The organism is Leptospira noumeaensis (assembly GCF_004770765.1).
Classification (GTDB): domain Bacteria; phylum Spirochaetota; class Leptospiria; order Leptospirales; family Leptospiraceae; genus Leptospira_A; species Leptospira_A noumeaensis.
In genome coordinates, this window is the sequence record NZ_RQFK01000011.1 from 516872 (window position 1) to 543771 (window position 26900).

Sequence of the window (26900 nt, forward strand, 5' to 3'; positions counted from 1 at the left end):
TTACACCCCCCTCGTTAACAAATATACTAAGATACAAAATGTACCTATGACTATAAACAATGCATAATCTCCAATGAATCCTGATTGGAGCCTGCGAAGTCCACCTGCAATCACTCCAAAACTAAGCCCAATACTTATGAAAAAACGATCTAGGATTTTGGTATCAAAGAAAAATGCTACGCCCTTAGAAAGAAAAAGAAAGGGACGAACCAAAAGAAAATCATAGATTTCATCGATATAGTATTTGTGAAATAGAATCTTTCGAAATCCAGTGTGTTCTTCGAGAATGGGACTGTGTTTTCTTTGGTAAAGGAAATAAGCAAGGATCAGACCAATGGTTGCGATTCCCACAGAAAAACCAGCTAACGAAAGTTCCACGTCATGAACGAGTGACTTGTGTTCGGCAAGACTTCCCTTTAAAGAAGCCAATTCATAACCCTTACTCAAAACAGGGGCAAAGTACCTTTCTAAAGTATCAATGTGTAAAAAGAAATGTGGAGTTTGTAAAAATCCAACGGAAGCAGCACCGATGGCGAGAACCACAAGTGGAAAAGTCATCGTCCAAGGAGATTCGTGTATTTTGTGGTGAGAGTCTGTGTTGTCCTTTCCAAAAAATACAACGAAAACTAAACGAAACATATAAAACGAAGTGAAAAATGCAGCAGCAATTCCCATGGTCCAAAGGATGGTTCCGAAACTTCCGTATGTATAAGCCTTTTCTAAAATTAAATCTTTAGAGAAAAATCCAGAGAACGGAAAAAATCCAGCAATGGCTAATGTGCCGAGTAAGAATGTAAAGGAAGTGATTTTGATTTTACCAAAAAGACCTCCCATATTTTTGATATTTTGTTCGTGGTGGAGAGCATGAATCACGGAACCTGCCCCGAGGAACAGTAAGGCTTTAAAAAAGGCGTGAGTCATTAAATGGAAAAGTCCCGCTACATAACTCATACTACCCATCGCAAGAAACATAAATCCAAGTTGGGATACAGTCGAATACGCGAGGATTTTTTTAATATCGTTTTGTAAGGTTCCAATCGTCGCTGCAAAAAGTGCCGTTGTGGCACCAATACATGCGATAAAAAGAGATGTTTCTGGTGCGAGTAAAAATACAAAGTTTAAGCGAACAATGAGAAATACCCCAGCCGTGACCATAGTGGCCGCATGGATGAGAGCCGAAACAGGAGTTGGGCCTGCCATCGCATCTGGAAGCCAAACATAGAGGGGAATCTGTGCCGATTTACCCATAGCAGCAACAAAGAAAAAGAGAGCCACTATATTGGCGTAGTTAGCAAATTCACCTAACCCGCTCAAGTTGGTTTGTAGTTCCAAATATTGTAAACTGCCACCAAACCAAAAAAGAAAACCGGTTCCGAAAATAAAACCAACATCCCCAATTCGGTTTAAGATGAATGCTTTCATCCCTGCTTCGGCAGCGGAACTTTTTTCATAATCAAAACCAATTAAGAGATAAGAAGAAAGTCCTACACCTTCCCAACCGAGGAAGGTTAATACTAAGTTGTCACTGAGGACAAGGTTTAACATACAAAAGATGAATAAATTCAAATAGGCAAAAAATCGGTTGTAACTTGTGTTCCCTTTCATGTATCCCATTGAATACAAGTGGATGAGAGACCCAATTCCTGTAATGATGAGAGTCATATACAAGGAAAGTTGGTCGATTTGGTAGCCAAACGAGGATTTAAAATTCCCAATCACAATCCAATCAAAAACAGAAACCAAATGAGGAGCTGTTCTTTCCATAGGGCGAAATTCGTTAAACGCAGCTAAGGTGATGAGAAAAGGAACAAAAACTGCCAAAGTCCCAATGGCACCAGCCATCCGATGAGGGATTCTTCCTTTCAAAAAACCATTGAAAAGAAATCCAAAAAGAGGAAGAAAAACAACTAAAGGAAATATTTCTAACATTGGGTTACCATTTCATCGATTGGAGTTCGTCCACATTGGTGGATTTTTTATGCCGGAAAATGGCAATCACAAGGGCAAGACCCACAGCCGCTTCTGCAGCAGCAATTGCCATTACGAAAAATACAACAGTTTCACCGGAGATATGGGAAAGAGCTTTTGAGAAGGTAACAAAAACTAAATTCACAGAATTTAAAATGAGTTCCACTGACATAAAGATGATAACGATGTTCCGACGAATGAGAACTCCAAGAACTCCTATGGAAAATAAAATTCCAGCAAGTCCAAGGATATAAGAGATGGGAATGCCATTGATGATTGGATTCATAGGACGTTATCCTTTGTTTGTTCTACTTCTGTATTTTTCTTTTTGGCGAGAATCACTGCCCCAAGGACTGCAACAAGAAGTAAGATGGAAATCATTTCGAAAGGAAGAAGGTAATCTAAATATGTGGAAGCACCGACAACACCTACGTTTCCCTTCGCATTCACAGTAGCTGTTCCTTGGATGGGAAAGGAATATTCAGCATTTTCATACCCTTTTCCAACTTGGTCGGAGTGAGGAACACCGGTTGTCAGCGCACTATACAATAAAAAGAAAAAACCCAAGGCAAACACAGAAAGTAAAACCAAACGAATCGGGTGTTTTCTATAACGAGACAAGGTTTCTGCTCTTTGTGAAAGTAACATCAAAACAAAAACGATGAGAACCATAATGGCCCCAGCATATACTAACACCTGCATGGTGGCAATAAACAAAGCTCCCATAATTCCATAAATCCCTGCCAAAGCAAAGAAGGTAAATACTAAGGAAACAGCAGAGACAACAGGATTTTTTTGAAAGATAACACTGAGTGCAGTAACCACAGTCACGGTTCCAAAAAAAATAAATAATAAAAAGGAAGGTGAAGATTCTATATTCATATAAATAATTTCATCCATCCTTCTTTCCAATATACTGTGTAAATGGCAGCGAACATCACTGCAAAAAGTCCCCAAGGGATCATTTTTTTCCAACCCAGTTTCATGAGTTGGTCATAACGAAAACGCGGTAAAGTCCAACGAACCCAAATGAATAGGAAGGCAAAGAATAGAACTTTTAAAACAAAAAACCCAAGACCAATGAATGCCTGATACGGAGAACCGGCTCCCAATTGAAAAGGGACATTGTATCCACCAAAAAAGAGTAAGGTGGTAAGACAAGACATGGTAATCATGTTCATATATTCTGCTAAAAAGAAAAGTGCAAACTTAAAGGCACCGTATTCTGTATGGAAACCTACAACTAGTTCCGATTCTGCTTCCGCGAGGTCAAAAGGGAGGCGATTGGTTTCTGCAAACATCGCAGTCACATAAATAAAAAAGGCAACAAAACCGGGAGGTGATAGAATATTCCACATATCTTTCTGGGAATCACTAATGTCCGTTAGTTTGAGTGATCCAGTCATAATCACAATCACAACAATGGAAAGACCCATAGGAAGTTCGTAACTGATCATCTGAGCCGTAGAACGAACCCCACCAAGTAACGAATATTTGTTGTTACTCGACCAACCTGCAATCATAATTCCATACACAGAAAGAGAAGAAATAGCAAGCATATACAAAACCCCAGAGTCAGGGTTTGCAATTTGTAAGTCAATGGTAGTGACACCAGTAAGTGCCGCGAGCCATTCCGGTGCAGGAAGACTTCCCCCAAAAGGAATCACAGCCCAAGCCATAATCGCACAGGTCATGGAGATGGTGGGAGCCAAAAGATACATCCCTTTGGATACGTTTTTTGGAAAAATTTCTTCTTTGGCGATAAACTTAATTCCATCGGCCAGTGGTTGGAACAGTCCAAAAATTCCGGCTCTATTTGGACCCGGACGATCTTGGATAAAACCAGCGAACTTACGTTCTGCGAGTGTGTAATAGGCGACACCCGTCAAAATGATAAAAAACAAAGAGAGGATTTTGATTCCCCAAGCAAGTATTAGAGCCCAGTCCATATTGTTTCGATGACCTTTAGTGAGAGATACTCACTTCCTTTTTCAATCGAGCCGAGAACTCCCCTTTAAACTTTGTCATTGTAGGTCGGACTGCCATAACACATGCATCCGCTAACGGACAGATGGTGGTCCCACCTTCCATATTCCTAGACAAAGAAAAAATGAGTTCTACATCTTTTTCAGTTCCTTCTCCAATTTTAATTTTATGGAGAAGGTCTTTAACCCAGTGTGTACCTTCCCGACAAGGTGTACATTGGCCACAGGATTCATGAGAATAAAACTCTGCCAATCTGTATGTAGTTTCCACAAGATCCGCAGATTCAGAAAGAATGATGACTGCCCCAGAACCTAACATAGATTTGAGGGAAGCAATCGATTCATAATCCATTGTGGCGGTCATGGCTTCTTCGGCAGTTAAGATTGGAGAAGAACTCCCTCCTGGGATCACAGCTTTCAGAGTTCCATCGTTTTTAATCCCACCACAAATATCGTAAATGAGTTCCTTCATCGGAGTTCCCATTTCTACTTCATAAATCCCCGGTTTTTTCACATGCCCACTGACTGCAAAAAGTCTTGTCCCTGGTGATTTTTCTGTTCCAATTTTTTTGTATTCATCACCCGTCATACGAATGATATGCGGGACATTACAAAATGTTTCGACATTGTTCACAACAGTTGGGCAAGCATACAATCCAGATACAGCAGGGAAAGGTGGTTTGAGCCGTGGGTGGCCCCTCCTTCCCTCAAGGGAATTGATAAGTGCGGATTCTTCCCCACAAATATAAGCGCCAGCACCAGAATACACGGCTAAATCAAAATCGTAACCAAGGCCTAAGATATTTTTTCCAAGAAGTCCCGCTTTGTACGCTTCTTCCACTGCCTCTTCAACGATACGAATTCCTTTATGAAACTCGCCTCGAATGTAAATATAACCTTGGTGGGAATCGATGGCTTTGGCAGCAATCACCATCCCTTCGATGAGCATATGCGGAAATTTTTCAATGAGGAGCCTGTCTTTAAAAGTTCCCGGTTCTCCTTCATCCCCATTACAAATCAAATACTTTGGTTTGTCGGTTTTAGGAATGAATCCCCATTTGTTTCCGGTAGGAAAACCAGCACCACCACGACCACGAAGGCCAGAGTTTTTAACATCGTTTACGATTTGTTCGGCGGTCATTTCAGTAAGGGCCTTTTTTTGGCTTTCATACCCTCCGACCGAACGGTAATGATTTAAAGTATGAGAATCAGCAGCACCAACATGAGTTGTGAGAAGAGTTTTTAATCCCATTTTATACCTGCTTTTCCAGTTCGGAAAGAATGGCTTCAATTTTTTCCGGTGTTAGGTTTTCATAATATTTATCATTGATTTGAGCCACAGGTCCAAACCCACAAGCACCAAGGCATTGAACTTCATCCACCGTAAACTTTTTGTCACCAGTGGTTTCTCCTGCTTCGATTCCTAACTTAGAACAAACATGTTCAGTGATGGAATCCGAGCCCGAAAGATAACAAGAGATATTTCCACAAATCTGGATATGGAACTTACCCACAGGTTTTTTGTTGTACATTGTGTAAAAGGTAGCAACCCCATGGACATGGGCGAGGGAAATGGGATCCCCAATGCGGCTAGCAATGTATTCCATTCCTTCCTGATCCACAAAACCTTTGTCAGCTTGTAATAAAAAAAGACAGGGTAAAATTAACGAACGTTTGCTCGGAAATTGTGGAATCAACCTCTGGAATCTTTTTTCCGAATCTTGTGAAAATTGATAAGCCATTAACAATCCAACTCCCCTGCAATGACATTGAGTGAAGACATAGTAGCAATGGTATCAGCAAGTAAGCCCCCCTTCACAAGTTCAGGGAAAGCCTGGTAATACCAAAAACAAGGTCGTCTCACATGCACTCTCCATGGAGATTTTTCTCCTTCGGAAACTACATAAAACCCGAGTTCTCCATTGGCCGCTTCGGTAGACATATAGTATTCTCCCGGAGGAACCTTCACGCCGTGCATAATGATTTTAAAATGATAAATGAGTTCTTCCATATTGTTGTACACACGATCTTTCGGTGGAAGGAAAGTGTGGGGAACATCCGCATGGTACGGGCCTTCTGGAATTCCATCGATCAGTTGTTCGATGATTCGCATGGACTGACGCATCTCTTCCATACGGACGAGAGTTCTGTCGAGGGCCGATCCATCTTCGCCTACAGCAATATCAAAATCCACTTTATCGTATAACATATAAGGATCATCTTTTCTTACATCCCAAGGAACACCAGCTGCACGTAGGTTTGGACCAGAAAATCCATAAGCAATCGCACGTTCCGCTGAAAGGCCACCAATACCAGCAGTCCTTTCATTAAAAATTTTATTCCGAATGAGAAGGTCTTGGAATTCATCCAAAGCTGGTTTTAGGCCTTTGATGATAGTTTTGATTTCAGATTGGAATTCAGGATAAATATCACGTTCCATTCCACCCACACGGCAGAAGGTTGTAGTAAGCCTAGCGCCAGTTAGCTTCTCCAAAATCTGATAAATATTTTCTCTGTGATGGAATAAATGGAGTAAACCAGAGAAAGCACCAAGATCCACACCCATAATTCCGTTACAAATGATATGATCCATAATCCGAGAAAGTTCGGAAATAATCATACGAACATAAGTGACTCGTTCCGGAACTTGGATCTGCATCATTTTTTCTACTGTCAGAATCCAACCAATGTTATTGAGAGGAGTGGATACGTAGTTCATACGATCCGTACACACTAAGAACTGATTGTAGTCGTAACGTTCTCCGAGTTTTTCAAAACAACGATGTACATAACCAATGACTGATTCTGTATCCACAACACGTTCTCCATCAATTTGGATTACGTTTTGTAAAATTCCATGGGTGGCGGGATGACTTGGGCCCAGGTTGACGAGTAAATGGCCTTCCGGTAGGTCTTTGAATTTTTTGCCAAAATGTTCGGCTGTTTTTTCGTACATTACCATAATGATTTGCTACCGCCTAACTGGCAATATCCTCGTTTACGTGAATGGTGAGTAAGTCTTCGATGAGATAATCTTGCCCCGGGCCTTCCAATGGGTAATCTTTACGAAGTGGATGTCCAATAAAGTTATCAGGCATAATGAGCCTTTCCATTTGAGGATGGTTTGAAAAAGGAATGCCCATAAGGTCGAATACTTCCCTTTCTGGCCAGTTGGCAGCGGGAAAAATACTCACAAGACTAGGAACCTCTTCCCCTTCTCCCACTGGAACACGAAGTTGCAATCGGAAGTGTTTGTTTTTTGGAGAACGAAGCAAATAAACCACTTCGAACCTTGGTTCTCTTTTTCCGAGCCAATCCACAGAGGTAAGGTCATTCAGGTAAGTGAAGGCAAACTCCGGATGATCCTTTAATGTTTGTACAACGGTCGGAAGGGATTCCTTTTTGATGCTGAAATAGAGCAAATTGGTGTTTATGTCCCTTTGCGGGAGTAACACATCGGAAAACCTAGAATTAAAGTATTCGGTAATTGTTTCTTTCATGCCACTACGAGAGGTTTGTTGCGTTCGTTAATTTCTTCGATTTTTCTCATGACTTCTTGGCGTCGTGCTTCCAAACCTTGGCTTTGTACTTTCTTTTGGAGTTTCATGAGAGCATCCAAAAGTGCCTCCGGTCTCGGAGGGCAACCAGGAACGTATACGTCGACAGGTAAGATTCGATCAACACCTTGTAACACGCCGTAGGTGTGAAACATTCCACCAGAAGAAGCACAAGCACCGACAGAAATCACAAATTTTGGTTCAGCCAATTGGTCGTATATCTGGCGTAAGACGGGAGCCATCTTATAAGTGATGGTTCCTAGAACCAAAATCATATCTGCTTGGCGTGGAGAAAAGGACGGACGTTCTGCACCAAAACGAGCAATGTCATAATCAGCACAAGATGTACTCATGTATTCGATTCCGCAACATGCAGTGGCAAATGGGTAAGGCCACAAAGAAAAACTTTGTCCCCATTGAACCACATTGTCCAGTGTAGCGACTTGGAACATGTCGCCAAACATCTCACCAGGTTTGGATAGTGTTTCTGTTAATCCCATTCCAGTGCTCCCTTCTTCCATATATAGTATAGACCCACAACAAGTATGAGTAAAAAGAAAAACATCTCTAGTAAAAAGAAAGTCCCAAGACCTGCTTCTTTAAAACCAATTAAGTTTACCGCCCAAGGGTATAAAAAGACAGCTTCAATATCGAAGAGGATGAAAAGAACTGCAACAAGGTAGAACTTAATGTTGAAGAGTCCTCTAGCATCACCATAATACGTAACCCCACATTCAAATGTATCTTGGGGTTTCGATTTTTTCTTCGGATTGATGAGGAAGGCAAGGGTCAAGATCAGAGCGGAGAAACCGACTCCGAGTAAAAGTTGTAGGAGGATTGGCGCAAAACTATCTGGTGCAGAACCCATTCATTGAATGATCTCATCCTTATTTTGAATTGTCAAGGCGAGATTCTTTTCGGGTCATTTTTCTCATTCAATGGGGAACAAAACTTGTCATTTGAGAATGGCTCTCAAAAATCACAGAATTTCGATTTCCAGCGAGTGTAAAAAGAAAGGCACTGGGAAAGGAACTTGGTTGGAAAGGGAAAGTCACTATAAGAGGAAAGTCAGTGAAAATGGAAACCGCATGCAGAACGAAAGCTGATAACCCAGTAGAGTTGCTGCCCAATAGAAAGGAGCGGTGACTGAAATGAAAGAACGACTCCCTACAAGAGGAAATGGTAAGGAATCCCAAAACATCTTAAAAAGGAAAGTCAGTGAAGAAATCACTTACCTTCCTTTTGTCACAAGTGCGATGATTCCATTCCCCTAAGAGAAAACCAGACTTGCCGACTTGTCATTATTAATTACCAATCTCAGAGAGGCGAAAGAAAGATGTTTTTTACAGAAGGGTGAGCTGAATAGAAACTCCCACAACCTAAATGGCCTAGAATCTTTTACATTCAGATAAACGCATGTGCGTTATAGTGAAGTATTTATCTGCAATAACGAATTACTCCTTGTTTAGTGAGAAATCCTACTTTTTCCTAAAATAAAAGGAGTCCGGAATGTTTACAGAAACAAAACCCAGTTACAACCCTTACGAAATTTCCAGAGAGTCCCATGAGATTTTGGAATCATTTTCTTCTGTGATTTTATCTCCGCCATCAGGTGATTTTTTTCAGACAAGAGTTTTGAGACTCTCACAAATATTTCACCTATCAGCCGTTTGGATCGCTGAATGGAAAAAAGAATCCTCACAATTTCAAACTTTATCCTTGGTTCATTTAGGAGAACTTTCAGCAACCAAAACCTACAATGGTAACATTGCTCCATGTTCAGAAGTGATCGAAACAAAATCCTATTACCATACTTTGAATTTAGAAGATAGGTATCCCGGTTTTGAATCGGTATTATCAATCAAAGGAAGTAATTACCTTGGTTATCCTCTTAAATCAAGATCGGGCGAAATCATCGGAGTCATCGCTGTTCTCAACAGGAAACATATCACACACCTAAATAGATTGATTCGAATTTTAGAACTACTTTCTGTGAGAACAGCCCAGGAACTGGAAAGACGTAAATCAGATACTTATATTTCTCATGCCATCGAATCAGTGTATGCACTCAGCCATTCTTTAAAAGAAATTCACAGACTCACCACTTCACATTTTGAATCCATTGAAGATTTATTTTCAGGATATCTTAAAACTGGATTACAACTATTCCATTTTCCGGTTGGGATCATCAGCAAAGTGAGCCAAGATAGATATAAAATTTTACAAATTGAAGGAGAATCAGGCGACCTTAAACAAGGTGAGACCTTTCGGATTGTAGATAGTTTTTTTGCAAAGGCAAACGAATCAAAAAAAACTATCTTCTCTGAAGATATATTATCTTCAGAGGATAACCTTCAAAAAACTTCTTTTTTTAAAGAGTTTGGATTTCTGAAGTACATAGAATCGCCGATAGTCATTGACGGAAAAATGGAAGGATCCATTGGTTTTTTCTCCACAGAGATAGGCGGAACTCCGATCGAAAACCATTTCATTGAAGTCATTGAGATGATGAGTCGAAGTATCGCTTATGAAATTGAAAAAAGAAAAGCCGCCGAAGAAATCAAAAAAATCAAACTCCACCAAGATGGAGATTATTATTTAACTTCCTTACTTGTGAAACCTTTGGGAGGAACTGAAATCGAAAGTTCCAATGTAAAAATAGAATTTTTAACAAAACAAAAGAAGGAATTTTCCTTCCAAGGAAAACAAGGAGAAATTGGAGGTGATTTATCTGTTGCACACACTGTCTACTTACGTGGAAAAAAACATATTGTTTTCATCAATGCAGATGCAATGGGAAAATCTTTACAAGGTGCTGCCGGTGCTTTGGTTCTCGGAGCGGTATTTCGATCTATCATAGAAAGAACCAAAAATAGAGAGGAATACCAAAATCGTTATCCAGAACAGTGGTTACGTGAAGTGTTTGATGAACTAAACAAAACCTTTGAGAGTTTTGACTACACTATGCTTGTATCACTCATTCTTGGATTAGTCGAAGACGAGTCAGGTCTATTATATTTTGTAAATGCAGAACATCCCCATTTAATTTTATACAGAGATGGAGTTCCAAGTTTTATCAAAACAAAATACAGTTATCTAAAAATTGGTGCTACCCTTCCTCAAGACCGGTTTGCTATCAACATTTTCCAATTACAAATCGGAGATGTACTTTTTGGTGGATCCGATGGAAAAGATGATATTTTGGTTCATGGTGCTTGTAGCGGTGAACATTTTCTAAATACAGATGAAAAACTTTTTTTGGAACATGTCAGAAGAAGAGAAGGTGATCTTTCTGGAATCGTTCGATCCATCCAACAAACGGGAGAACTTACCGATGACTTGTCTCTATTCCGATTAGAATTTAGTCCGGATCGACAAGGAGAAACTATCTTGATCAAAGATGGATTCGAGCAAGTATTGAGGTTCAAACAAGAAATTCGAAAGGGAAATTTCGTCGCAGCCCGAACCCTTTTAGAAAATGCTTACGAACTCAACCGACACAATCTAGAAGTATTACAAAATTTGATGAAATTTAGAATCGCAAATAATGAATACGAACAAGCCATTAAGTATGGCGAGGAATATTTATCCTTAAAGGCAGACAGCAACCACATACTACTCTCATTGTCATTTGCTTATCAAAAGTTAGGAAAGATCAATAAGGCAATTGAATATTCGGAAAGACTCATCCTTAGAGAACCACAACATTTAAAAAACACAACCCACCTAGCAGTTCTATATGGAAAAAAAGGAGATTTTGAAAAAGCGAAGGAGTTTTTACAATTCGCGATAGAATCAACAAATGACAAGGATCAATTGGAAAAACTAGAGAAGTATTGGACACGAATCGAACATGTTCATGCCAAACAAAAAAGGAAAGTATTCCAGGAATGAATTAAAAAGAAAAAAGTCGAGAATGCAGATTACCTGAAACATAGTAAGGTCGATAGATAATTGTTTTCAAATTTGAATGATACCTGTTTCTAGAATGATCGAACTTACTTCCCAGGTTCCCAAAGTTTTTTGAGTTGGTCTTTTAAATTTTTTTCCATCCCTTGGTTTGTTGGTTCATAGAACTTCGGTGGATTCGGATAAAAGGATTCAGGAAAATATTTTTCTCTTACAAAATGATCTGGAAAATCATGAGGGTATTGGTAATCCTTCCCTGCCCCTTCCTTCTTATGTGTGGCTGTGGGAGCATTGCGAAGATGATTTGGAATTTGGAACTCACGTTTTCTTTCCCGAACCAGTTGCAATGCTCTGTCAATTGCCAAATAACTAGCATTAGACTTTGGAGCTGATGCTAAAAAAGTGGTACACTGACCCAAAGGAATCCTTCCTTCTGGCATTCCCACTCGTTCAACGGCATGCCAAGTTGAGATCGCAAGTGGAAGGGCATGGACACTAGCATTCCCGACATCCTCACTAGCAAAAATCACAAGCCTTCTTGCAATAAAAAGTGGGTCTTCTCCGCCTTCGATCATAAGCGCTAAATAAAAAAGGGCGGCATCTGGATCACTCCCACGAAGGGATTTGATAAAAGCAGAGATGATATCATAGTGACTTTCGCTATTTTTATCATAAAAAATTACATTTTCACCCAAAATCTCAGCTAACTTGGATTCGTTGATACTTCCCGTATCTTCTGTAAAACTTAATATTCGTTCGAGATAGCCGAGGAGTTTTCTCGCATCACCCGAACTCCTACGAAAGAGTTCCTTTTTTAAATCCTCTGGAAATTTACCCTTATGATCTAATTTTGTAAGGCATGTTTCAAAAATAGAATTTTCTTCTTCTTCTGAAAGAGTGGTGAGTCGATAAACGAGCATCCGAGAAAGTAGAGCCTTATTCACACGAAAACTTGGGTTTTCAGTGGTAGCGGCAATCAAAATGATTTCTCCTTCCTCTACGGCCGAAAGGAGTGCATCTTGTTGAGAGGAAGAAAAACGATGGATTTCGTCTAAAAATAAAACAATAGTTCCCTGTCTTTTGGCTTCATCTAAAACTTCCCTTACCTCCTTCAAACCACTAGTCACACAACTGAGATAACGGTTTTGCAGATTCCAACCTTGGCTAAGAAGATGAGCTAAAGTGGTTTTTCCCGAACCAGGTGGCCCATATAACAGAATGGAGGTGGGTTTAGAAATGGCTCTTAAAGACTGAACCACTTGAGTTTGCCCTACAAACTCAGACCAAGTCTTAGGCCTGACCGCATGGGCAAGAGGGATCTGTTTGTTCTGCGAAAAAAGAGAATCCAATTTATGATTTTTCCAATTCTTTTTTTACAGCCATATAACAGTTGTATATGGTTTCATTACAAACATCACATCCGGAGTTACAACAAATGAGAGATCTTTCGGAGACCTTTCCATCCACCAAATTTTTCACAAAAGCAGCAGTCCGGTCTGGCAAAAAGAAAAATCTAACTTTTTCTAGAATGACTTCATCTACAGATTTTGGAAACAACCGGTCTTCCGACATCTATCCTCCTGTAATCCAACCAAGATACATAGCGTAAAAATATACAGTCACACGGACAAACCGAAAGAGTGAACCGAGTAAAAACAACGAATAACGCATCTTAAAGGTTCCAACAGTATAAGCCATCCAAGAATAAGGAATGGGAGTGAGGGCACTTAGAACCACTGCCCCAAATCCATATTTACGTAAGTAAGGAAGCAATTTATCTTCATAATGCAGAACCATTTGTCTTCCCAAATGAAATCGCGGAATCACATACAATCCAATCAAATAAGCTAATGATCCACCAAGGATACTACCAAAGGACATTGATAGAATTGTTTTTAAAGGATCCATTTCTCCGGTGATGGCAAGCATGAGGAAAGCATCGGGCGGAACAAAGGCCGGAAGGCTATCCGAAAAAATCATTCCAACAAATAGTCCCCAGTATCCGAAGATACGGACAAAGTGTTCACTAAACCCCAAAAGTTCTTTTCGAAAGAAAAAAGCCAATCCGAATACAATTACTAAAACAATAACAATTGATAAGACCGTTTGAAAGAGGAGATTCCGAAGATTGATAGCTGTCTCTTTTTCATTTGACATGGACAATGATGTTAACCTTATATTCTACTTTATTAAGTGATAACCTTAAGTTATGCATTTGTTTCTTTTTTGATCAAATTCCGATTTGTTTTTATCCAATCTTCTATTTTGTTAATAGATTCTTTAATTAGACTATCCAAGGTATTTCGTTCTTCCGAATTAAAATTTTGCAAAACAAAGTCAGCCACTTCCATTCCGCCTTTTTCAGGTTTACCTACTCCAAACCGCAACCGATGGAAGTCTTGCGTGCCAAGTTTTGCAACGATATCTTTTAGTCCATTATGGCCTGCGGTTCCGCCCCCAATTTTATTTTTTATCTTACCAAAGGGTAAATCCACTTCGTCTTGGACGACAAGGATTTGTGCGGCGGGAATTTTATATAGATTGGCAAGGGTTTGAGTTGCCTTTCCGGAAAGGTTCATAAATTCCAAAGGTTTCAAAAGGTGGATTTTATCCCCTTCCCAAGTATGAGTAGAATCTGCATATTTTTTGGAATCTTTAAAAGAAACACCAAAACTAGATGCCAATGCATCAAGAACCATAAAACCAATGTTATGGCGGGTGTTTTTGTATTTATCCCCTGGATTTCCAAGGCCTACGATTAAAAAATGAATCATACGTTTCCGAGTAAAATATGTAACAAACGTTCGGTAGCTTTCACTGCAGCCACTTGTTGGTCAGAGTCAATACCGATGGTGCGGATGGGATTAGTTTCACCATCTTTTTTCCAAGTGATGACTGTTTCCACAAGAGCATTGGTATTCCCTCCGGGAGGAATCCTCACTTCATAATCAGAAAGGGTTGGAATTTGAATGTTTAATTCTTTTAGGATTTTGCCAAGGGCATTCATAAAAGCATCATATCCACCATCCCCTTCTCCCTTTGCCATGTAATCCTTTCCTAAATAATTCACCTTTACTTCGGCCTTAGGTTTCACACCAATTCCACTGGTCACAGTGCAAGTTTCGATCCGAAAACTGGCTTCTAAGTTTTCACCAGTAATGTCTGAGATAATATAAGGAAGGTCTTCTTTTGTGACGGTTTTGTTTTGGTCTCCCAGTTCGATCACTCGTTCTAAAACTTTTTTTTCGATTTCCGGGGAAAGAACCATACCTAATTGTTTTAAATTTTCTGTAATACTGGCTTTACCAGCTAACTTTCCTAATGCGTAAACCCTGGCCCTTCCAAATCGTTCCGGTAAAATGGGATTCGCATATAAATTACCTTTTTTATCACCATCCGCGTGTACTCCTGCGGTTTGCGTGAATACATCTTCGCCGACAATCGGACGGTTGTCCGAAATTCGTTTCCCAGAAAAAACTTCCACAAGTCTAGATGCATTGGTAATTTCTCTTTCGACTACGGAAGTTCTGTATTTTGTTTTATCATGGAGAGCTGTGACCACTGCCTCTAAAGGTGAATTTCCCGCTCTTTCCCCAAGACCGTTCACAGCCACATGAAGGCCACGAACTCCTGCCGAGACTGCTTCCAAACAATTGGCGACAGCCAAGTCGTAATCATTGTGGCCATGAAACTCAAACCAAAGTTTTGGAAATTCTTTCACTAAATCAGTGATTGCATTTCGGACTTCCGCAGGCGACAAAACACCGAGTGTATCTGCTAAATAAAATTTGCTTACAGGGAACTTTGATACAACACTCAAATATTCTAAAACATAATCACGGGAATGAGTGTATCCATTGGACCAATCTTCCAAATAAACATTTACAGTGATCCCTGATTTTGCGGCATACTCCACTGTTTTTTGGATATCTGAAAAATGTTCTGCCGGAGTTTTTCGAAGTTGATTTGTTAGGTGGTTGAGTGAACCCTTAGTGAGGAGATTTAGAACTCGGACTCCTGTCCCGTTCATCCACTCCACAGTTTTATCATAATCAACAAACCCTAAAATTTCGATTCGATTTTGAAGGCCTTCTGATTTTGCCCACTCTATAATTTTTTTAACAGCCTCAAACTCTCCCGGAGAAACGCGGGCACTGGCAATTTCCACTCGATCTGTTTTCAAATCTTTTAATAGATGTTTGGTGATGTTTAGTTTTTGTTGCCAGGAAAAAGAAACACCATTGGTTTGTTCCCCGTCTCGTAAAGTGACGTCCAGGATTTCGATTCGAGAATTAGATTCGGTCATGATTTCAATCGGTTGATGTATTCTTTGGACGGAGCTAGGATTTCCACAATCGTTGCGCCCGGGTTTGACCGAAACATCGGATCGGTCTCCACTAATTTCAGAAAATCGCAAGTCTCTACGTAGTCAATCGCCATTCGGCGGAGGATTCCTTCCCCGATACCGTGAAGGATTTCGACGTACGATTCCCCATCCATAAAGGCATCATGGAGTTCTCGTTCTAGTTTGATACGAGCCTCTTCAAATCGGAGTTTGCGGATGTATATGGTACGCACCTTAAGTCCAGAAAATGGGACTTAGGTCAAATTGCAACAGAAACGAACAGCATCGAGCAATTCTCGAGTGTTCCAAGGTTTAGAAAAAATGGCGTAGGTTTTTGCCTCTTCTTTTACGCGGTTGATGGCATCCCGGTCGGCATGGCCCGATATCATGATCGATTTGATTTGTGGGTATTTTTGGTGGACTTGGATGAGAAATTCGTCCCCTCGCATTCCGGGCATCAGCCAATCGGATAAAATGAGAATGACTTCCACTCCTGAACTACAGAGATCATCGATCACTTCCATGGCTTCTTCGGGATTTTGCGCGGTTTCATAGGTATAACCACCACCAATCTCGCGTTTTAGTTCTTGTACGAGGGATAATAGCAGAATGGGTTCATCATCAACGCAAAGAATTGCGTTTTTCTCATGTTGCAGCTGCGTAAAATTCAATCTCGTTCCCCTTTTTGTGCCTTTGGCAAATACACCCTAAACTCTGTTCCATTCTCATCTGACGAAAATTCAATCGAACCCCTCATCTTTTCTACGATTTGTTTACAAATGTCAAGCCCAAGCCCAATTCCTTCGCCATGTTTTTTTGTAGTGAAAAAAGGTAGGAAAATTTTATCCCGAATTTCAGGAGCAATTCCTTTACCCGTATCATGAATGGTAGTGACCACCGAATCATCATTTGAAGAAACAGAAATTCTTAATTTACCACGATAGTCCATAGCTTGTAAAGCATTGTTAATGATATTGATCCAAACTTGATTGAGTTTGTCTCTCTCCGCCAAACAATCATCAGTTGTTGTATAAAATTTGGTAATTTCCACATCGTTTTTAATTTTAGTTTGGTATAAGGTGAGAATGGAATCAAGTTCCGTAGGAATATGAACATTTTGGACGTTGGTTTCGGTTTCCAACCTATCAGTGTAAAGATAATGTTTGAGTGCATTCACAACATGGGCTGCTTTTTCTGTGGCAGTTTGTACAACATAAACCAAACGATACAAACTTCCTAAAATCAAAACATTTTGTAGAATGATTCCTGTTCTTGGTTTTTTTAAAATTTTTAAGAGAGGTTCATCCAGTTGAAGGATACCAAGAGAAGCCAAATCATCCATCATCTCTTCCGGATTTTCGATTTGGTGAGAATTTAGAATTCCTAACCTTTCCTTTTTTTCCATACGATTGAGAAGTCCTGAATTACGAGATCCAAACGACACACTCATATGCAGTAAATGTCGGAAGTCCTCTCTTTCCGATACATCCAAAGATTCTAAAAATTCAGGCAAACTGGTCACATCATTTTTTAGAATCTCAGACATGGTATGTACACTGGAAGTGATGGCACCAAGAGGTGTGTTCAGTTCATGTGTGATCCCAGCTGCGAATTGTCCAAGGGCTGCTAATTTTTCACTTTGTAAAAGTTGGGTTTGTGTTTTGTGTAAATCGATGAGAATTTTTTCTTTTGTTTCAATCATCTCCACAAGGCTACGATTACTTTCGATGAGTGCTTCTGTTCTTTGACCAATTTTATCTTCTAAATTGGAATTAGTTTCCATCACCAAACGTTGGCTTTCTTCCACTCTTTCAAAACTTTGTTTGAGTTCGGAAGACATAAAACGAAAAGCCTCGGATAAATCTTTGAGTTCAGCAATCATACTTTCGCCAATAGGAATGTCCCAATGCCCTTTGGCTAATGATTTGGATGCTTTGGCAAAGGACAATACGGGCCTTGTCACAAACTCGGCAAGAACTACGGCAAGAAGCAAACTTAGTAAGATGGCCCATGCAAAAACCATTGCCGATTCACTATTTCCTGAAATGACTCCACTCAAATAAAATGAATAAGGAAACAAAGTGATGAGATAGGTTTTTTCTTTTAAATTCGGATGTGTGTAAATGGTGACCATTGCATTCCAATTTTCTCTGGAGAGTGGTTTTTTGGTAACGATGGCAAAACTAAATCGTTTTTCAGAAGTATTGATTTCGTTTCCTAATTTTTTTAATTCAACTCTTACGGTTTCTTGTAATCTAGTTTTTCCAAGATCCATAGAAAGTGATGCCAAAGGATTCAAATTTTCATCTAACAAAAAAACACGAGCTTGTGGATTTACTTTGGAATCATCCAGTACAGTGACTAAGTCTTTGGGATTAAAATTGTGACCAGTTACCTTAGGAAGTTCCGATAAGTAACGATCCATACTTAAATTGATATTTTTTGACCATTGCCTGTGTAAAACTTCCACCATTTGAAAGGCAGATTTTTCTGCATTTTTCAAGGTCACGTAAGCAGTCACTCCAACAAGAAACAAAACTAAAAAGACAAAAGGGGCCACAATGAATAACTGTAACGAAATCCCTGTTCGAGTATCCGATTCGGGTTGTAGGATTTTCCATTCCTTAGGGCCTGATTTCCAAATGGATTGTGGGTCAGAAAGGGTCACCTCCTTCATTTGGCCAGGAAGTTCTGCCCAAAAAAAGCCAAACCGCCTAACAATAGGAAAGGTGACTAACATGACAAAAGGAGCAAGGATCCAAGTAATCCCTGTTGTGAAAAGTAGTGCAGAACTAATTGTATGGTAAGAAATCTCTGCTCCAAATTGTTCTGAACATAAAAATCCCCATAAAAAAGGTTCAAGGATTAAAAATAATAGAACAAAAAGAAAATAATAAACCCATATCCTAAATTTACGAAAGTCAGGTGACTTACCTATCATTTGGTAAGAAAGCCAAAACATTGTGGGATTGATAAAGTAACCAGGCAACCAGTCCCATAAAAATTCAGGAGGAACTCCTTCAATGAGATCCGATAACCCATAAGCAAAAGGAACTGCAAGAAGGGCTGGGAATCCAAAAAAATTCAAACAAAGGAATACAGATAAATCTTTCAGGCTCTCTAAAGTTTGTGCTCCCGGGATGAGAACAATGGAACTACCTAAATACCCAGTGACAAAGATAGAAACAAAGGTAATGAGAAACCAATAAAAACTAGTTAGATTCCAATTCCAGACTTCCCGTGAAATGCGGAAAGATTTTCCATTTCTAAATGTGAATCCTGTAAAAGCAAAAATGGAAAGAATCGAACCGAATAAAAAAGAGAACCGACCCCAAACCTCTAAAATCGGCAAAGGGATGTTTGAAACGATACGTTCAATCCAAACAATGATTTCGGCCATGGCCCGTGAATCGTAAGCGAACTAGGATTCTAAGTAAAGCAAAATCTTTTTTACTTTGGAAGCGAGGGAAGAAGGAAACTCTGTATCTAAATCAGAAAGACTCACCCACTTAGTTTCGACTCCGAATTTTTTTGCCAGAACTTCCACCCATTCCCGACTTTCCAAAACATAAGAATATACGGAAAATCCCATCTTATGGTGGGTGATGGTATGTTTGAACTCTCCAATGGGTGTTAAGTTTTTACTAGGATTCGAATCTTTTATGGATAAAAAGATCTGACTCGGTTCATAGGTTTCTTCGGGAATTTCACCGATAAAGCCGTAGGGCAAATGAAACATCCCTTTCAAAAAACGCATCTTTGGTTCTCGGAGGAGGAGGATGGAATTTTTATAATAGAGAACAAAAATCTCACCCTTTAAGATGATTTGTTTTTTGTCTTTTACCCTGAGTGGGATTTCTGAAGTTTTTTGGTGGATTCTAGCAAAACAAAATTCAGAAAGAGGGCATAACAGACATTTAGGTGATTCAGGGAGACAAATGGTGGCACCAAGTTCCATCACCGCTTGGTTGTGGTCTCCCGGATGATCTTCGTTTAAAAACTCATCTGCTATCTTTTGTAAGTCGGTATCTGCTTTGGCCCCTAAGATATTATTAGTATAACCATAATAACGAGACAAAACACGTTTTACGTTTCCATCCAAAACGGCAAAGGGTAGGTCGTAGGCGATGGAAAGGATGGCTCTTGCAGTATAATTTCCAATTCCTGGAAGTTTTAAAATTAAGTTAAGGTCCTTGGGAAAGGCTCCATTATAATTTTGAACTAATAAGATGGCGGCCTTTCTTATATTTCTAGCACGGCTGTAATACCCAAGCCCCTTCCAATTTGCCAAAACTTCCTCTTCTTCGGCATGGGCTAATGATTCAGGATTTGGAAATCGTTTGATAAAGGATTCATACAAAGGCAACATCGCATTAACGCGAGTTTGTTGCAGCATTACTTCTGAGATCCAAATGGGATAAGCCTGTTTTTTTTTACGAAACGGGAGATCCCTTTTGTGGGTTAAATACCAATCGTGGAGTTTTTTCTTTGGATTCAAATTTCTGAATCTTGGATGCTATAACGAAGGTAGGTATTACAACTTCCTTCTTCGGTGTACCGAACTAAATCATAGTCCAAACGAGTGGAACGGAAGAATTTGGAATGAGCCAGTCTTTCACGAATTTCCTGACGGATATGATCCCTAGCTTCTTGGCGTTTGTCATAATAGGCAGGCGAGAGGATTTCACTTTTGTAGGACAAACTTCCCTCGCGGTAGATCGCGACCGTGACTTGCACCCTATATTTTCTCTGTAGGCCTTGTTTTACTTCAGTATTCATCGTATCCAAAACTAAGGGGTTTTCTTCCTAAATTGATTTTCGGTCTTCAAAGGATGGAAATTGAAACCCACAGATTTTTTTCATACTGCTTGCCCAAAATTTCGAATTTAATTTCCTAGATAATGAGAACATAAGATTCAAATGAGCACCAAATACAACGAATCGCCATTTTTTTACAAAAGACGTCCCACTCGAGAAGTGATGGTAGGAAACGTTGGAATTGGAGGAAAAAACCCAATTCGCATCCAATCCATGATTACATCTAACACAAGAGATACGGAAGCAAGTATCAAACAAATTTCCGATTTAGAAAAAGCTGGGTCAGAAATCGTTCGCCTAACAGTTCCAAGCCAAGCTGATGCAGACAACCTACCAAACATTCGTAAGAGGATGAAAGAACTCGGGCTCAAAGTTCCATTGGTAGCAGACATTCATTTTACTCCACAAGTTGCTCTCAAATCTGTGGAATGGGTTGAGAAGGTGCGAATCAATCCAGGTAACTTTGCAGACAAAAAAAAATTTGAAATCATCGAATACACAGACAAAGACTACAACGAAGAGTTAGAAAGAATCGATGAAGTATTCACACCTCTTGTTTTACGTGCCAAAGAACTGGGTGTTGCCATGAGGATCGGAACAAACCACGGAAGCCTATCCGACCGGATTATGAACAGGTTTGGGGACACTCCCCTTGGGATGGTAGAATCTGCCTTGGAGTTTATTCGTATCGCAGAAAGAAATTCCTATAAAGACATTGTTGTTTCCATGAAGGCATCCAATCCCCAAGTGATGATCCAAGCCTATCGTATGTTAGTTTCGAGATTTTATGATTTAGGAATGGACTATCCCTTACACTTGGGTGTGACTGAGGCTGGGGATGGAAAGGATGGAAGGATCAAATCTGCTATTGGGATTGGAAGTTTGTTAGAAGATGGACTTGGTGACACCATCCGTGTATCTCTTACCGAAGATGCCATTTATGAAATCCCTGTTGCGAAAGAATTAGTCAGGAAATACAATGAAAGTTTTTTAAAAGAACTAGCAGTTTCACCTAGTTCCGCAAATCTAACTTCCGCATCCGATGCCTCAGTTTCACAAAACAGAGAAACCATCTATACAGAATTTCGTGATCCTTTCCAATACTCTAGATTCTATTCAAAAGAATTAAGTTTGGGAGAAACAAAACTGGGGGATACGTCCCCTGTGAGAATCGAAATTAGTTTTCCATTTTTTGGATCCGAATCCGCAGAAGAAGTTCTAAACCTTATCCAAAGAGAAACCAAATCGGGGAGAATCCCAGAAATCATTCATTTCGATATCCAATCGGAAATGGATTTGATTTCGCTAGGAACTATGGTCAGACGAGGATCATTCCCTCTTCCTGTTTCTGTGGAATTATCTAAAGAACTCACCTACCAATATGATAGTTTGGCAGAAGACCTGTATCGCATTCATAAATGGGTGATCAACCCGAGTATTTTTTTCCAAGAATCAGAAGAGTCATGGGATGACCTTTTGGATTTTGTCACACGTTTCGCAAAAGACAAACGATGTATCGAATGGAGTATCGACCCAAAAGACATCCAGTTAGTAGAAAAAGTTGTAAGAGAATCCCAAAAGAGAAAAATTCAAAATTTAATTTTTTCGGTTAAAAACGGAGATCTCCTCACCATACGAAAATTAGCTTTTCATTTAAGTGAATCAGATTATCCCATCACTCTAGTCACAAAATCCGACAACAAAGAAAAACTTCTTTATGATTCTTCAATCCAAGTGGGCGGGAGTTTACTCGATGGAATCGGAGATGTGGTGCGCCTCTCTTTTGGGGACGGAGAACCAGACGAATCTCTGGTTTTGAGTTTTGATATTTTACAGGCCACGAGACTTCGCCTAACAAAGACTGAATATATTTCCTGCCCCTCTTGCGGTCGAACCATGTTTGATTTACAATCCACAACGGCTATGATCAAAAAAATGACAGGCCACCTAAAAGGTGTGAAAATTGCTGTGATGGGTTGTATCGTGAATGGTCCTGGAGAGATGGCGGATGCCGATTTTGGATACGTCGGAGCCGGAATTGGTAAGGTTCATCTCTACAAAGGGAAAGAAATTGTCAAAAAAGGAGTGTCTGAGGTGGAAGCAGCCGACCAACTCATTGAACTCATTCGCGAAAATGGAATGTGGAGCGATCCAGAATAAAAAGTAGTTCCCCTCTTTCCACGGATGTGAACCATTTCCACCGTGGAAGAAAAAGAAACCCAAGAGATCCTCACTAGGATCCAAACTATGGAAAGGGAGCTTTCTTTTCTAAAAGAAAGAGTTTTATCCCTATCGAGTCCTAAAGTCACTCAGAAACAAGTTAACCCACCTGTTCCAAAACCAATTCCTGTCGTAAATCACCAAACAGAGGTTCCATTAAATGATGGCCCAGGTTGGTTTGTGGAATGGATCGGAGAAAACCTATTTGTTAAGTTAGGAGTTTTCTCCTTATTACTTGCCTCCATTTGGTTTTTCTATTTAGCAATCGAAGAATATTGGATCAACGAATCAGTTCGTATTTGGATAGGCCTTATATCCGCCATCCCCATTTTACTCTATGGATACCGAGTAAGAAACACTCGGCCGTATCTCTCTCCAAGTCTTTTGGGGCTTGGGATTGCTGTTTTGTTTTCCGCCTATTATTCGGGGTATTTATGGTATGATTTGTATTCCACAGAAACATGTTTTGTTGGACTACTCATCATCAGTTTAACAACAGTTGCCATCGCCCATGCACAAAAAAGCGAAGTGTTATTTGGGTTTGCCTCTTTTGGTGCTTTCCTTGTTCCCCTACTTCTTTCCACGGGCCAAAACTCCTATCCTTTTTTATTCACCTATTTACTCCTTTGGAATTTATTATTCTTTTGGGTGAAAAAAGATACAGGTTGGAAAGTGATCCCACTGATTTTACTCGCCGCAAACCACCTAATTTTTGTTGGATGGGCCAATGACAACTTAGTGGATGCAAAACCATTTTTTCCAATTGTTTTTCAACTAGGTGTTTTTGTATTATTTTTACTCAGAGAGTTCCAAACACTTGAAACTACAAAATCCAAAGAACCAATTTTTACTTTAGTCACAATTGGGTTTACCGTTGGACTTGGATTCATTCAGTCCTTCTGGGTTTTTTCCGTTTTTTATCCAATCGCAAAACCATTTTTACTCAGTTTAATCCTGATTCTATTTTACGGATTGTATGAACGTTCCATTCGAAAAACAGAACTCAGTATGGAGAAGAAAAAAATCTACGATTTGATTGGGTTATTCGGACTTCCCTTTATTGTAAGCCTAATCGTCATTGGAACTACAGGAAAACTATTAGCATTTAGTCTGATCAGTTTTGCCTTTCTCGTGACGGTTGCTTCTACCTATTCCAAACAACTTTATATGTACTGGGCTGCTTTTCCGGTTTGGTTTTTTGCATTGTTTTATGTTTTTGCATTCACCTATCGTTCTATAAACGAAATTCCATTTTTAAACGGAAGATTTTTGGTTTTTGCCACAGGTTCAGTTTATCTCGTACTTTCCTATTTTTATAGCAGAAAGTTTTCCGACTTAGCCAAAGTCTTTTTATACGCAGCTTATCCTTACTGGTTACTCGGAACCTTTGTTGAAATCCATTTAGGTTTCCCTGAAGATAAAAAATTATTCCTCTATACACTGAGTTTGATTGTGTATGGATTAATTGCTTTGTCAGTCGGATTTCTAAAAAGAATCCAACCACTAAAAATCGTAGGATTTGGATCACTATCTCTTGTGATCATCAAATTCTATTTATACGATTTCTGGAATTTAAGTTTGGGATACAGAATTCTCGCAGGTTTATTCTTAGGTGTTACGCTTATCGTAACAGGAACATTATACAATCATTTCAAAAAGGAAACAAAATGAAGACCAAGTATTTACTCCCAATATTATTTATCAGTGTTATGGCATCAGAAATTATGAGCCGACCACTTGCGGTTGAAAATTTTAAATACAAAAAAGATTTAAAAATCACAGGGACTCTTTCTCCCCAAGGAGTTGTCAAACTTACTTTAGATGAAGAAGTTTATAAACATTCATTTTATGGAGACCTCCGAGTCACCCATAACGGAGAAATTGTTCCTTATCATATTCAGAATGCAGAGGAAATTTCAAAAAATATAGAAAAAGTAAAACCAGAACTTTTGTTTTCCAAAAAAAATGAATTGGAAATTTATGTTTTGGAACTCCCCAAATTACCGGAAGGAATGAATTATACCAAACTTTCCGTTACAAACTCTTATGACTATGAAACGTCAGTCACTCTTAAGTTAGGTGACAATCCCGATAACTTTTCGGAATCAAAATCTGTTTTTCTCTACAAATATGGAAATCAGGCTTTAAACGAAATTGATTTGGGTGGAACAAAACATAGATTCGTTCGATTGGAAGCAGAACCAGGCTCCGACTTAAAATTCCCATCTGCTTTTCGAGCCAAACAAAACAAAAATCTTTATTGGGAAAAGTCACACACGGTATCCAATCCTGAACTGGCGGAAAACCTCTGTAAATTTTCATTTCCTAACGAATCGCAATCAGCATTTCAAATTTTAAAATTAGAATTTGAAGAGGGAAACTGGGAACGCCAAGTTACGGTTCGTGGGAAAATCGACAAAAAGGAATGGGACACAGTATTTGAAGGAACAATCAGTCATAACAAAGCAGATGGCATTTATGCTGAAATTCCACTTTCCAAAACCATCAGCAGAGAATTCGAAATTCAAATTTATGATGGAGAAAACCAGACATTACATTTAACAAATGTAATCACAGTGCAACCTTTAGAAGAAATTTATTTTTTTGCAAATCCAGATGGAACCAAAGATGGATATGCCCTTTACTACGGGAACCCATACCAGTGGTTACCAAGTTTTGATCCATACACTTATCCTACAGGTGATGAAATCAAAAATAATGATGCAAAAACGGCCACATTGTTATCAGAAGTGGAAAATCCCGATTTCAGTTTTAGTTTACTCTACCCACCTATGTCTGGTTATTTGGCAACAGGATTCTTTTATTTAGGTGTTGCGACTTTGTTATTTCTTTTGTTTTCGATTTTAAAAACAAAACGCTCCGTTTTGACAGAATCAGAATCCAAATAAGAACTAATTTCAGTTCTATCTCACAGAGTATTTTATTTTTTGTGAGATAGAACGGTTCCCTAAACCAGCCTTCGTAACAATCGTTACTAATTCATACTTTATGACGTAGTGTTTTGATTTTTTTCCCAAGATTCCAGGATAGGGTTCATCATAGAAAACCATAGAGGGGGAACTAATGCAATTAGAATCATTAATTCATAACCAAAAGGCAACTGGGGAGCTTCTTCATAATGACGAAGCGCTTGGTATCTTCGACCGGCATTGGCATGATGATCAGAATGTCTTTGTAATTGGAATAGAAGAGCATTCGAAACAAAATAATTTTGATTCCAAGAGTGGACTGGCAATACTTTCTCAAATTTACCAATCGAAACTTCCTTTCGTTTCAAACCATAATGTTCAATGTAATTTGTCATTTCTAAAAGAGAAAATGCAACAAATGACTGTAATAATAAAAAACCAAGAACTTCAAAAGGAATCTCTCCGCCCAGAAGTATGGTTCCAAACATTACCATGCAAAATAAAAAAAGAATTGTGATGACCAAATACCAAATCATCTCATTTCGATAATGAAAAACACCCAGTCCCAACTTAGATAATCGTTTTTTTTCGAGTTCCCAAGCTGACTCGAGAGCACCTACAACTGTTTGCGGATAAAACTGGTAGAAGGATTGGTTTTTTTTCGAGGAGGCTGGGTCATTGGGAGTGGATACATTGGTATGGTGTCCCCGGTTATGTTCGATGTAAAAATGCATATAGGAAACAGTCATATAAATCATTTTAGAAAGGAACTGTTCATAACGGGTATTTTTATGACCAAGTTCATGACCGACAGTAATTCCAATCCCACCAGTGACAATGCCCACTGCGATTGCAAATAATACAAATTCCATAATCGAATGAGGAAATAAAACAATTCGGTAAACTGACCAAATTACAAAGATAAGTTGCAGATAAGCCCAAATCTGTGTTAGATAACGAAAAAAAGAATCATTTTGTAAGTTAAGAAAATTTGTATCACTTGGATTGGAATCATCCTTTCCGACGAATAAATCCAATAACGGTAAAATGATAAAAACGGTAATGGGAACAATTAAATAAGTTACTCCTCCAAACTGTTCCGAAAATACTACTAACAAAGGTAATACGTAACAAAGTAAAAAACTAAATCGTTTGGTAAGAGTCATAC

General features: G+C 39.2%; 26 protein-coding genes. 5 read left to right on the forward strand and 21 right to left on the reverse strand.

The window, feature by feature from the left end; genetic code table 11:
• Genes nuoL through EHQ24_RS05655 form a run of 10 tightly spaced genes read right to left on the reverse strand, consistent with a single transcriptional unit; the run spans position 1 to position 8378 of the window.
• A complete protein-coding gene (gene nuoL / locus EHQ24_RS05610; protein WP_135600668.1) occupies positions 1-1929 on the reverse strand; it encodes an NADH-quinone oxidoreductase subunit L in 1929 nt (642 codons plus the stop codon).
• Between the two features lie 4 nt (positions 1930-1933).
• Positions 1934-2254, reverse strand: coding sequence for an NADH-quinone oxidoreductase subunit NuoK (nuoK, locus tag EHQ24_RS05615; RefSeq protein WP_135600669.1), 321 nt, complete (start codon positions 2252-2254; stop codon positions 1934-1936).
• Positions 2251-2868 carry an NADH-quinone oxidoreductase subunit J family protein gene (locus EHQ24_RS05620; RefSeq protein ID WP_135600670.1) on the reverse strand — a complete coding sequence of 206 codons (618 nt, stop codon included), beginning with the start codon at positions 2866-2868 and terminating at the stop codon, positions 2251-2253. Before EHQ24_RS05620 ends, nuoK begins: the two co-directional genes overlap by 4 nt.
• A complete protein-coding gene (gene nuoH / locus EHQ24_RS05625; protein ID WP_135600671.1) occupies positions 2847-3917 on the reverse strand; it encodes an NADH-quinone oxidoreductase subunit NuoH in 1071 nt (356 codons plus the stop codon). Before nuoH ends, EHQ24_RS05620 begins: the two co-directional genes overlap by 22 nt.
• 16 nt (positions 3918-3933) lie before the next feature.
• A complete protein-coding gene (gene nuoF / locus EHQ24_RS05630; RefSeq protein WP_135600672.1) occupies positions 3934-5205 on the reverse strand; it encodes an NADH-quinone oxidoreductase subunit NuoF in 1272 nt (423 codons plus the stop codon).
• Position 5206: 1 nt separating this feature from the next.
• Positions 5207-5695: an NADH-quinone oxidoreductase subunit NuoE family protein gene (locus EHQ24_RS05635; RefSeq protein ID WP_135600673.1), complete on the reverse strand. Its 489-nt coding sequence runs from the start codon at positions 5693-5695 to the stop codon at positions 5207-5209.
• A complete protein-coding gene (locus tag EHQ24_RS05640; RefSeq protein ID WP_208725706.1) occupies positions 5695-6915 on the reverse strand; it encodes an NADH-quinone oxidoreductase subunit D in 1221 nt (406 codons plus the stop codon). Before EHQ24_RS05640 ends, EHQ24_RS05635 begins: the two co-directional genes overlap by 1 nt.
• Positions 6916-6931: 16 nt before the next feature.
• Positions 6932-7453, reverse strand: a complete 522-nt coding sequence (locus EHQ24_RS05645; RefSeq protein ID WP_135600675.1) for an NADH-quinone oxidoreductase subunit C — start codon at positions 7451-7453, stop codon at positions 6932-6934.
• A complete protein-coding gene (locus tag EHQ24_RS05650; RefSeq protein ID WP_135600676.1) occupies positions 7450-8010 on the reverse strand; it encodes an NADH-quinone oxidoreductase subunit B in 561 nt (186 codons plus the stop codon). Before EHQ24_RS05650 ends, EHQ24_RS05645 begins: the two co-directional genes overlap by 4 nt.
• Positions 8001-8378, reverse strand: a complete 378-nt coding sequence (locus tag EHQ24_RS05655) for an NADH-quinone oxidoreductase subunit A (RefSeq protein WP_004788658.1) — start codon at positions 8376-8378, stop codon at positions 8001-8003. The genes EHQ24_RS05650 and EHQ24_RS05655 overlap by 10 nt, the downstream gene beginning before the upstream one ends.
• A 283-nt stretch (positions 8379-8661) precedes the next feature.
• Here EHQ24_RS05655 and EHQ24_RS19395 point away from each other — a divergent pair, with 283 nt between their 5' ends.
• A complete protein-coding gene (locus EHQ24_RS19395) occupies positions 8662-8784 on the forward strand; it encodes a hypothetical protein (RefSeq protein WP_279633549.1) in 123 nt (40 codons plus the stop codon).
• 235 nt (positions 8785-9019) lie between these two features.
• Positions 9020-11404 (forward strand): PP2C family protein-serine/threonine phosphatase, encoded by a 2385-nt coding sequence (locus EHQ24_RS05660; RefSeq protein ID WP_135600677.1) that lies wholly within the window; start codon positions 9020-9022, stop codon positions 11402-11404.
• A gap of 104 nt (positions 11405-11508) precedes the next feature.
• Here the strand turns inward: EHQ24_RS05660 and EHQ24_RS05665 are convergent, their stop codons facing one another.
• Genes EHQ24_RS05665 through EHQ24_RS05710 form a run of 10 tightly spaced genes read right to left on the reverse strand, consistent with a single transcriptional unit; the run spans position 11509 to position 20543 of the window.
• On the reverse strand, positions 11509-12768 hold the full coding sequence (locus tag EHQ24_RS05665; protein ID WP_135600678.1) for a replication-associated recombination protein A: 1260 nt from the start codon (positions 12766-12768) through the stop codon (positions 11509-11511).
• A 1-nt stretch (position 12769) separates the two neighbouring features.
• Positions 12770-12991, reverse strand: coding sequence for a hypothetical protein (locus EHQ24_RS05670; RefSeq protein WP_135584161.1), 222 nt, complete (start codon positions 12989-12991; stop codon positions 12770-12772).
• On the reverse strand, positions 12992-13576 hold the full coding sequence (locus EHQ24_RS05675; RefSeq protein WP_135584163.1) for a YqaA family protein: 585 nt from the start codon (positions 13574-13576) through the stop codon (positions 12992-12994).
• A 50-nt stretch (positions 13577-13626) separates the two neighbouring features.
• Entirely contained in the window at positions 13627-14193 is a 567-nt protein-coding gene (gene pth, locus EHQ24_RS05680; RefSeq protein WP_135600679.1) for an aminoacyl-tRNA hydrolase, read from the reverse strand.
• Complete coding sequence (cimA, locus tag EHQ24_RS05685) at positions 14190-15725, reverse strand: (R)-citramalate synthase CimA (protein ID WP_135600680.1); 1536 nt, start codon at positions 15723-15725, stop codon at positions 14190-14192. The genes pth and cimA overlap by 4 nt, the downstream gene beginning before the upstream one ends.
• Positions 15722-15997, reverse strand: a complete 276-nt coding sequence (locus tag EHQ24_RS05690) for a Smr/MutS family protein (protein WP_135600681.1) — start codon at positions 15995-15997, stop codon at positions 15722-15724. Before EHQ24_RS05690 ends, cimA begins: the two co-directional genes overlap by 4 nt.
• A 21-nt stretch (positions 15998-16018) precedes the next feature.
• Positions 16019-16435: a response regulator gene (locus tag EHQ24_RS05695; protein ID WP_135600682.1), complete on the reverse strand. Its 417-nt coding sequence runs from the start codon at positions 16433-16435 to the stop codon at positions 16019-16021.
• Positions 16432-19164 (reverse strand): sensor histidine kinase, encoded by a 2733-nt coding sequence (locus tag EHQ24_RS05700; protein ID WP_135600683.1) that lies wholly within the window; start codon positions 19162-19164, stop codon positions 16432-16434. The genes EHQ24_RS05695 and EHQ24_RS05700 overlap by 4 nt, the downstream gene beginning before the upstream one ends.
• Positions 19165-19185: 21 nt before the next feature.
• Entirely contained in the window at positions 19186-20262 is a 1077-nt protein-coding gene (gene mutY / locus EHQ24_RS05705) for an A/G-specific adenine glycosylase (protein ID WP_135600684.1), read from the reverse strand.
• Positions 20259-20543, reverse strand: a complete 285-nt coding sequence (locus tag EHQ24_RS05710; protein WP_135600685.1) for a hypothetical protein — start codon at positions 20541-20543, stop codon at positions 20259-20261. Before EHQ24_RS05710 ends, mutY begins: the two co-directional genes overlap by 4 nt.
• A 141-nt stretch (positions 20544-20684) precedes the next feature.
• On the opposite strand from EHQ24_RS05710, the gene ispG reads away from it, so the two are divergent.
• From ispG to EHQ24_RS05725, 3 genes are read left to right on the forward strand one after another with little or no spacing between them, the layout of a single operon-like run.
• Entirely contained in the window at positions 20685-22742 is a 2058-nt protein-coding gene (gene ispG, locus EHQ24_RS05715) for a (E)-4-hydroxy-3-methylbut-2-enyl-diphosphate synthase (RefSeq protein ID WP_135600686.1), read from the forward strand.
• Between the two features lie 42 nt (positions 22743-22784).
• Entirely contained in the window at positions 22785-24473 is a 1689-nt protein-coding gene (locus EHQ24_RS05720) for a DUF2339 domain-containing protein (RefSeq protein WP_135600687.1), read from the forward strand.
• Positions 24470-25711 carry a hypothetical protein gene (locus EHQ24_RS05725; RefSeq protein WP_135600688.1) on the forward strand — a complete coding sequence of 414 codons (1242 nt, stop codon included), beginning with the start codon at positions 24470-24472 and terminating at the stop codon, positions 25709-25711. Before EHQ24_RS05720 ends, EHQ24_RS05725 begins: the two co-directional genes overlap by 4 nt.
• Before the next feature lie 98 nt (positions 25712-25809).
• Here EHQ24_RS05725 and EHQ24_RS05730 read toward each other — a convergent pair whose 3' ends face one another.
• Positions 25810-26898: an alkane 1-monooxygenase gene (locus tag EHQ24_RS05730; RefSeq protein WP_135600689.1), complete on the reverse strand. Its 1089-nt coding sequence runs from the start codon at positions 26896-26898 to the stop codon at positions 25810-25812.
• Positions 26899-26900: the final 2 nt, after the last annotated feature.

Excerpts from the sequence above, each read along its gene's own strand:
- nuoL (WP_135600668.1), bottom strand. The coding sequence starts at position 1,929 with ATGTTAGAAATATTTCCTTTAGTTGTTTTTCTTCCTCTTTTTGGATTT.
- nuoK (WP_135600669.1), bottom strand. The coding sequence starts at position 2,254 with ATGAATCCAATCATCAATGGCATTCCCATCTCTTATATCCTTGGACTT.
- EHQ24_RS05620 (WP_135600670.1), bottom strand. The coding sequence starts at position 2,868 with ATGGATGAAATTATTTATATGAATATAGAATCTTCACCTTCCTTTTTA.
- nuoH (WP_135600671.1), bottom strand. The coding sequence starts at position 3,917 with ATGGACTGGGCTCTAATACTTGCTTGGGGAATCAAAATCCTCTCTTTG.
- nuoF (WP_135600672.1), bottom strand. The coding sequence starts at position 5,205 with ATGGGATTAAAAACTCTTCTCACAACTCATGTTGGTGCTGCTGATTCT.
- EHQ24_RS05635 (WP_135600673.1), bottom strand. The coding sequence starts at position 5,695 with ATGGCTTATCAATTTTCACAAGATTCGGAAAAAAGATTCCAGAGGTTG.
- EHQ24_RS05640 (WP_208725706.1), bottom strand. The coding sequence starts at position 6,915 with ATGGTAATGTACGAAAAAACAGCCGAACATTTTGGCAAAAAATTCAAA.
- EHQ24_RS05645 (WP_135600675.1), bottom strand. The coding sequence starts at position 7,453 with ATGAAAGAAACAATTACCGAATACTTTAATTCTAGGTTTTCCGATGTG.
- EHQ24_RS05650 (WP_135600676.1), bottom strand. The coding sequence starts at position 8,010 with ATGGGATTAACAGAAACACTATCCAAACCTGGTGAGATGTTTGGCGAC.
- EHQ24_RS05655 (WP_004788658.1), bottom strand. The coding sequence starts at position 8,378 with ATGGGTTCTGCACCAGATAGTTTTGCGCCAATCCTCCTACAACTTTTA.
- EHQ24_RS19395 (WP_279633549.1), top strand. The coding sequence starts at position 8,662 with ATGAAAGAACGACTCCCTACAAGAGGAAATGGTAAGGAATCCCAAAAC.
- EHQ24_RS05660 (WP_135600677.1), top strand. The coding sequence starts at position 9,020 with ATGTTTACAGAAACAAAACCCAGTTACAACCCTTACGAAATTTCCAGA.
- EHQ24_RS05670 (WP_135584161.1), bottom strand. The coding sequence starts at position 12,991 with ATGTCGGAAGACCGGTTGTTTCCAAAATCTGTAGATGAAGTCATTCTA.
- EHQ24_RS05675 (WP_135584163.1), bottom strand. The coding sequence starts at position 13,576 with ATGTCAAATGAAAAAGAGACAGCTATCAATCTTCGGAATCTCCTCTTT.
- pth (WP_135600679.1), bottom strand. The coding sequence starts at position 14,193 with ATGATTCATTTTTTAATCGTAGGCCTTGGAAATCCAGGGGATAAATAC.
- cimA (WP_135600680.1), bottom strand. The coding sequence starts at position 15,725 with ATGACCGAATCTAATTCTCGAATCGAAATCCTGGACGTCACTTTACGA.
- EHQ24_RS05700 (WP_135600683.1), bottom strand. The coding sequence starts at position 19,164 with ATGGCCGAAATCATTGTTTGGATTGAACGTATCGTTTCAAACATCCCT.
- EHQ24_RS05710 (WP_135600685.1), bottom strand. The coding sequence starts at position 20,543 with ATGAATACTGAAGTAAAACAAGGCCTACAGAGAAAATATAGGGTGCAA.
- ispG (WP_135600686.1), top strand. The coding sequence starts at position 20,685 with ATGAGCACCAAATACAACGAATCGCCATTTTTTTACAAAAGACGTCCC.
- EHQ24_RS05725 (WP_135600688.1), top strand. The coding sequence starts at position 24,470 with ATGAAGACCAAGTATTTACTCCCAATATTATTTATCAGTGTTATGGCA.
- EHQ24_RS05730 (WP_135600689.1), bottom strand. The coding sequence starts at position 26,898 with ATGACTCTTACCAAACGATTTAGTTTTTTACTTTGTTACGTATTACCT.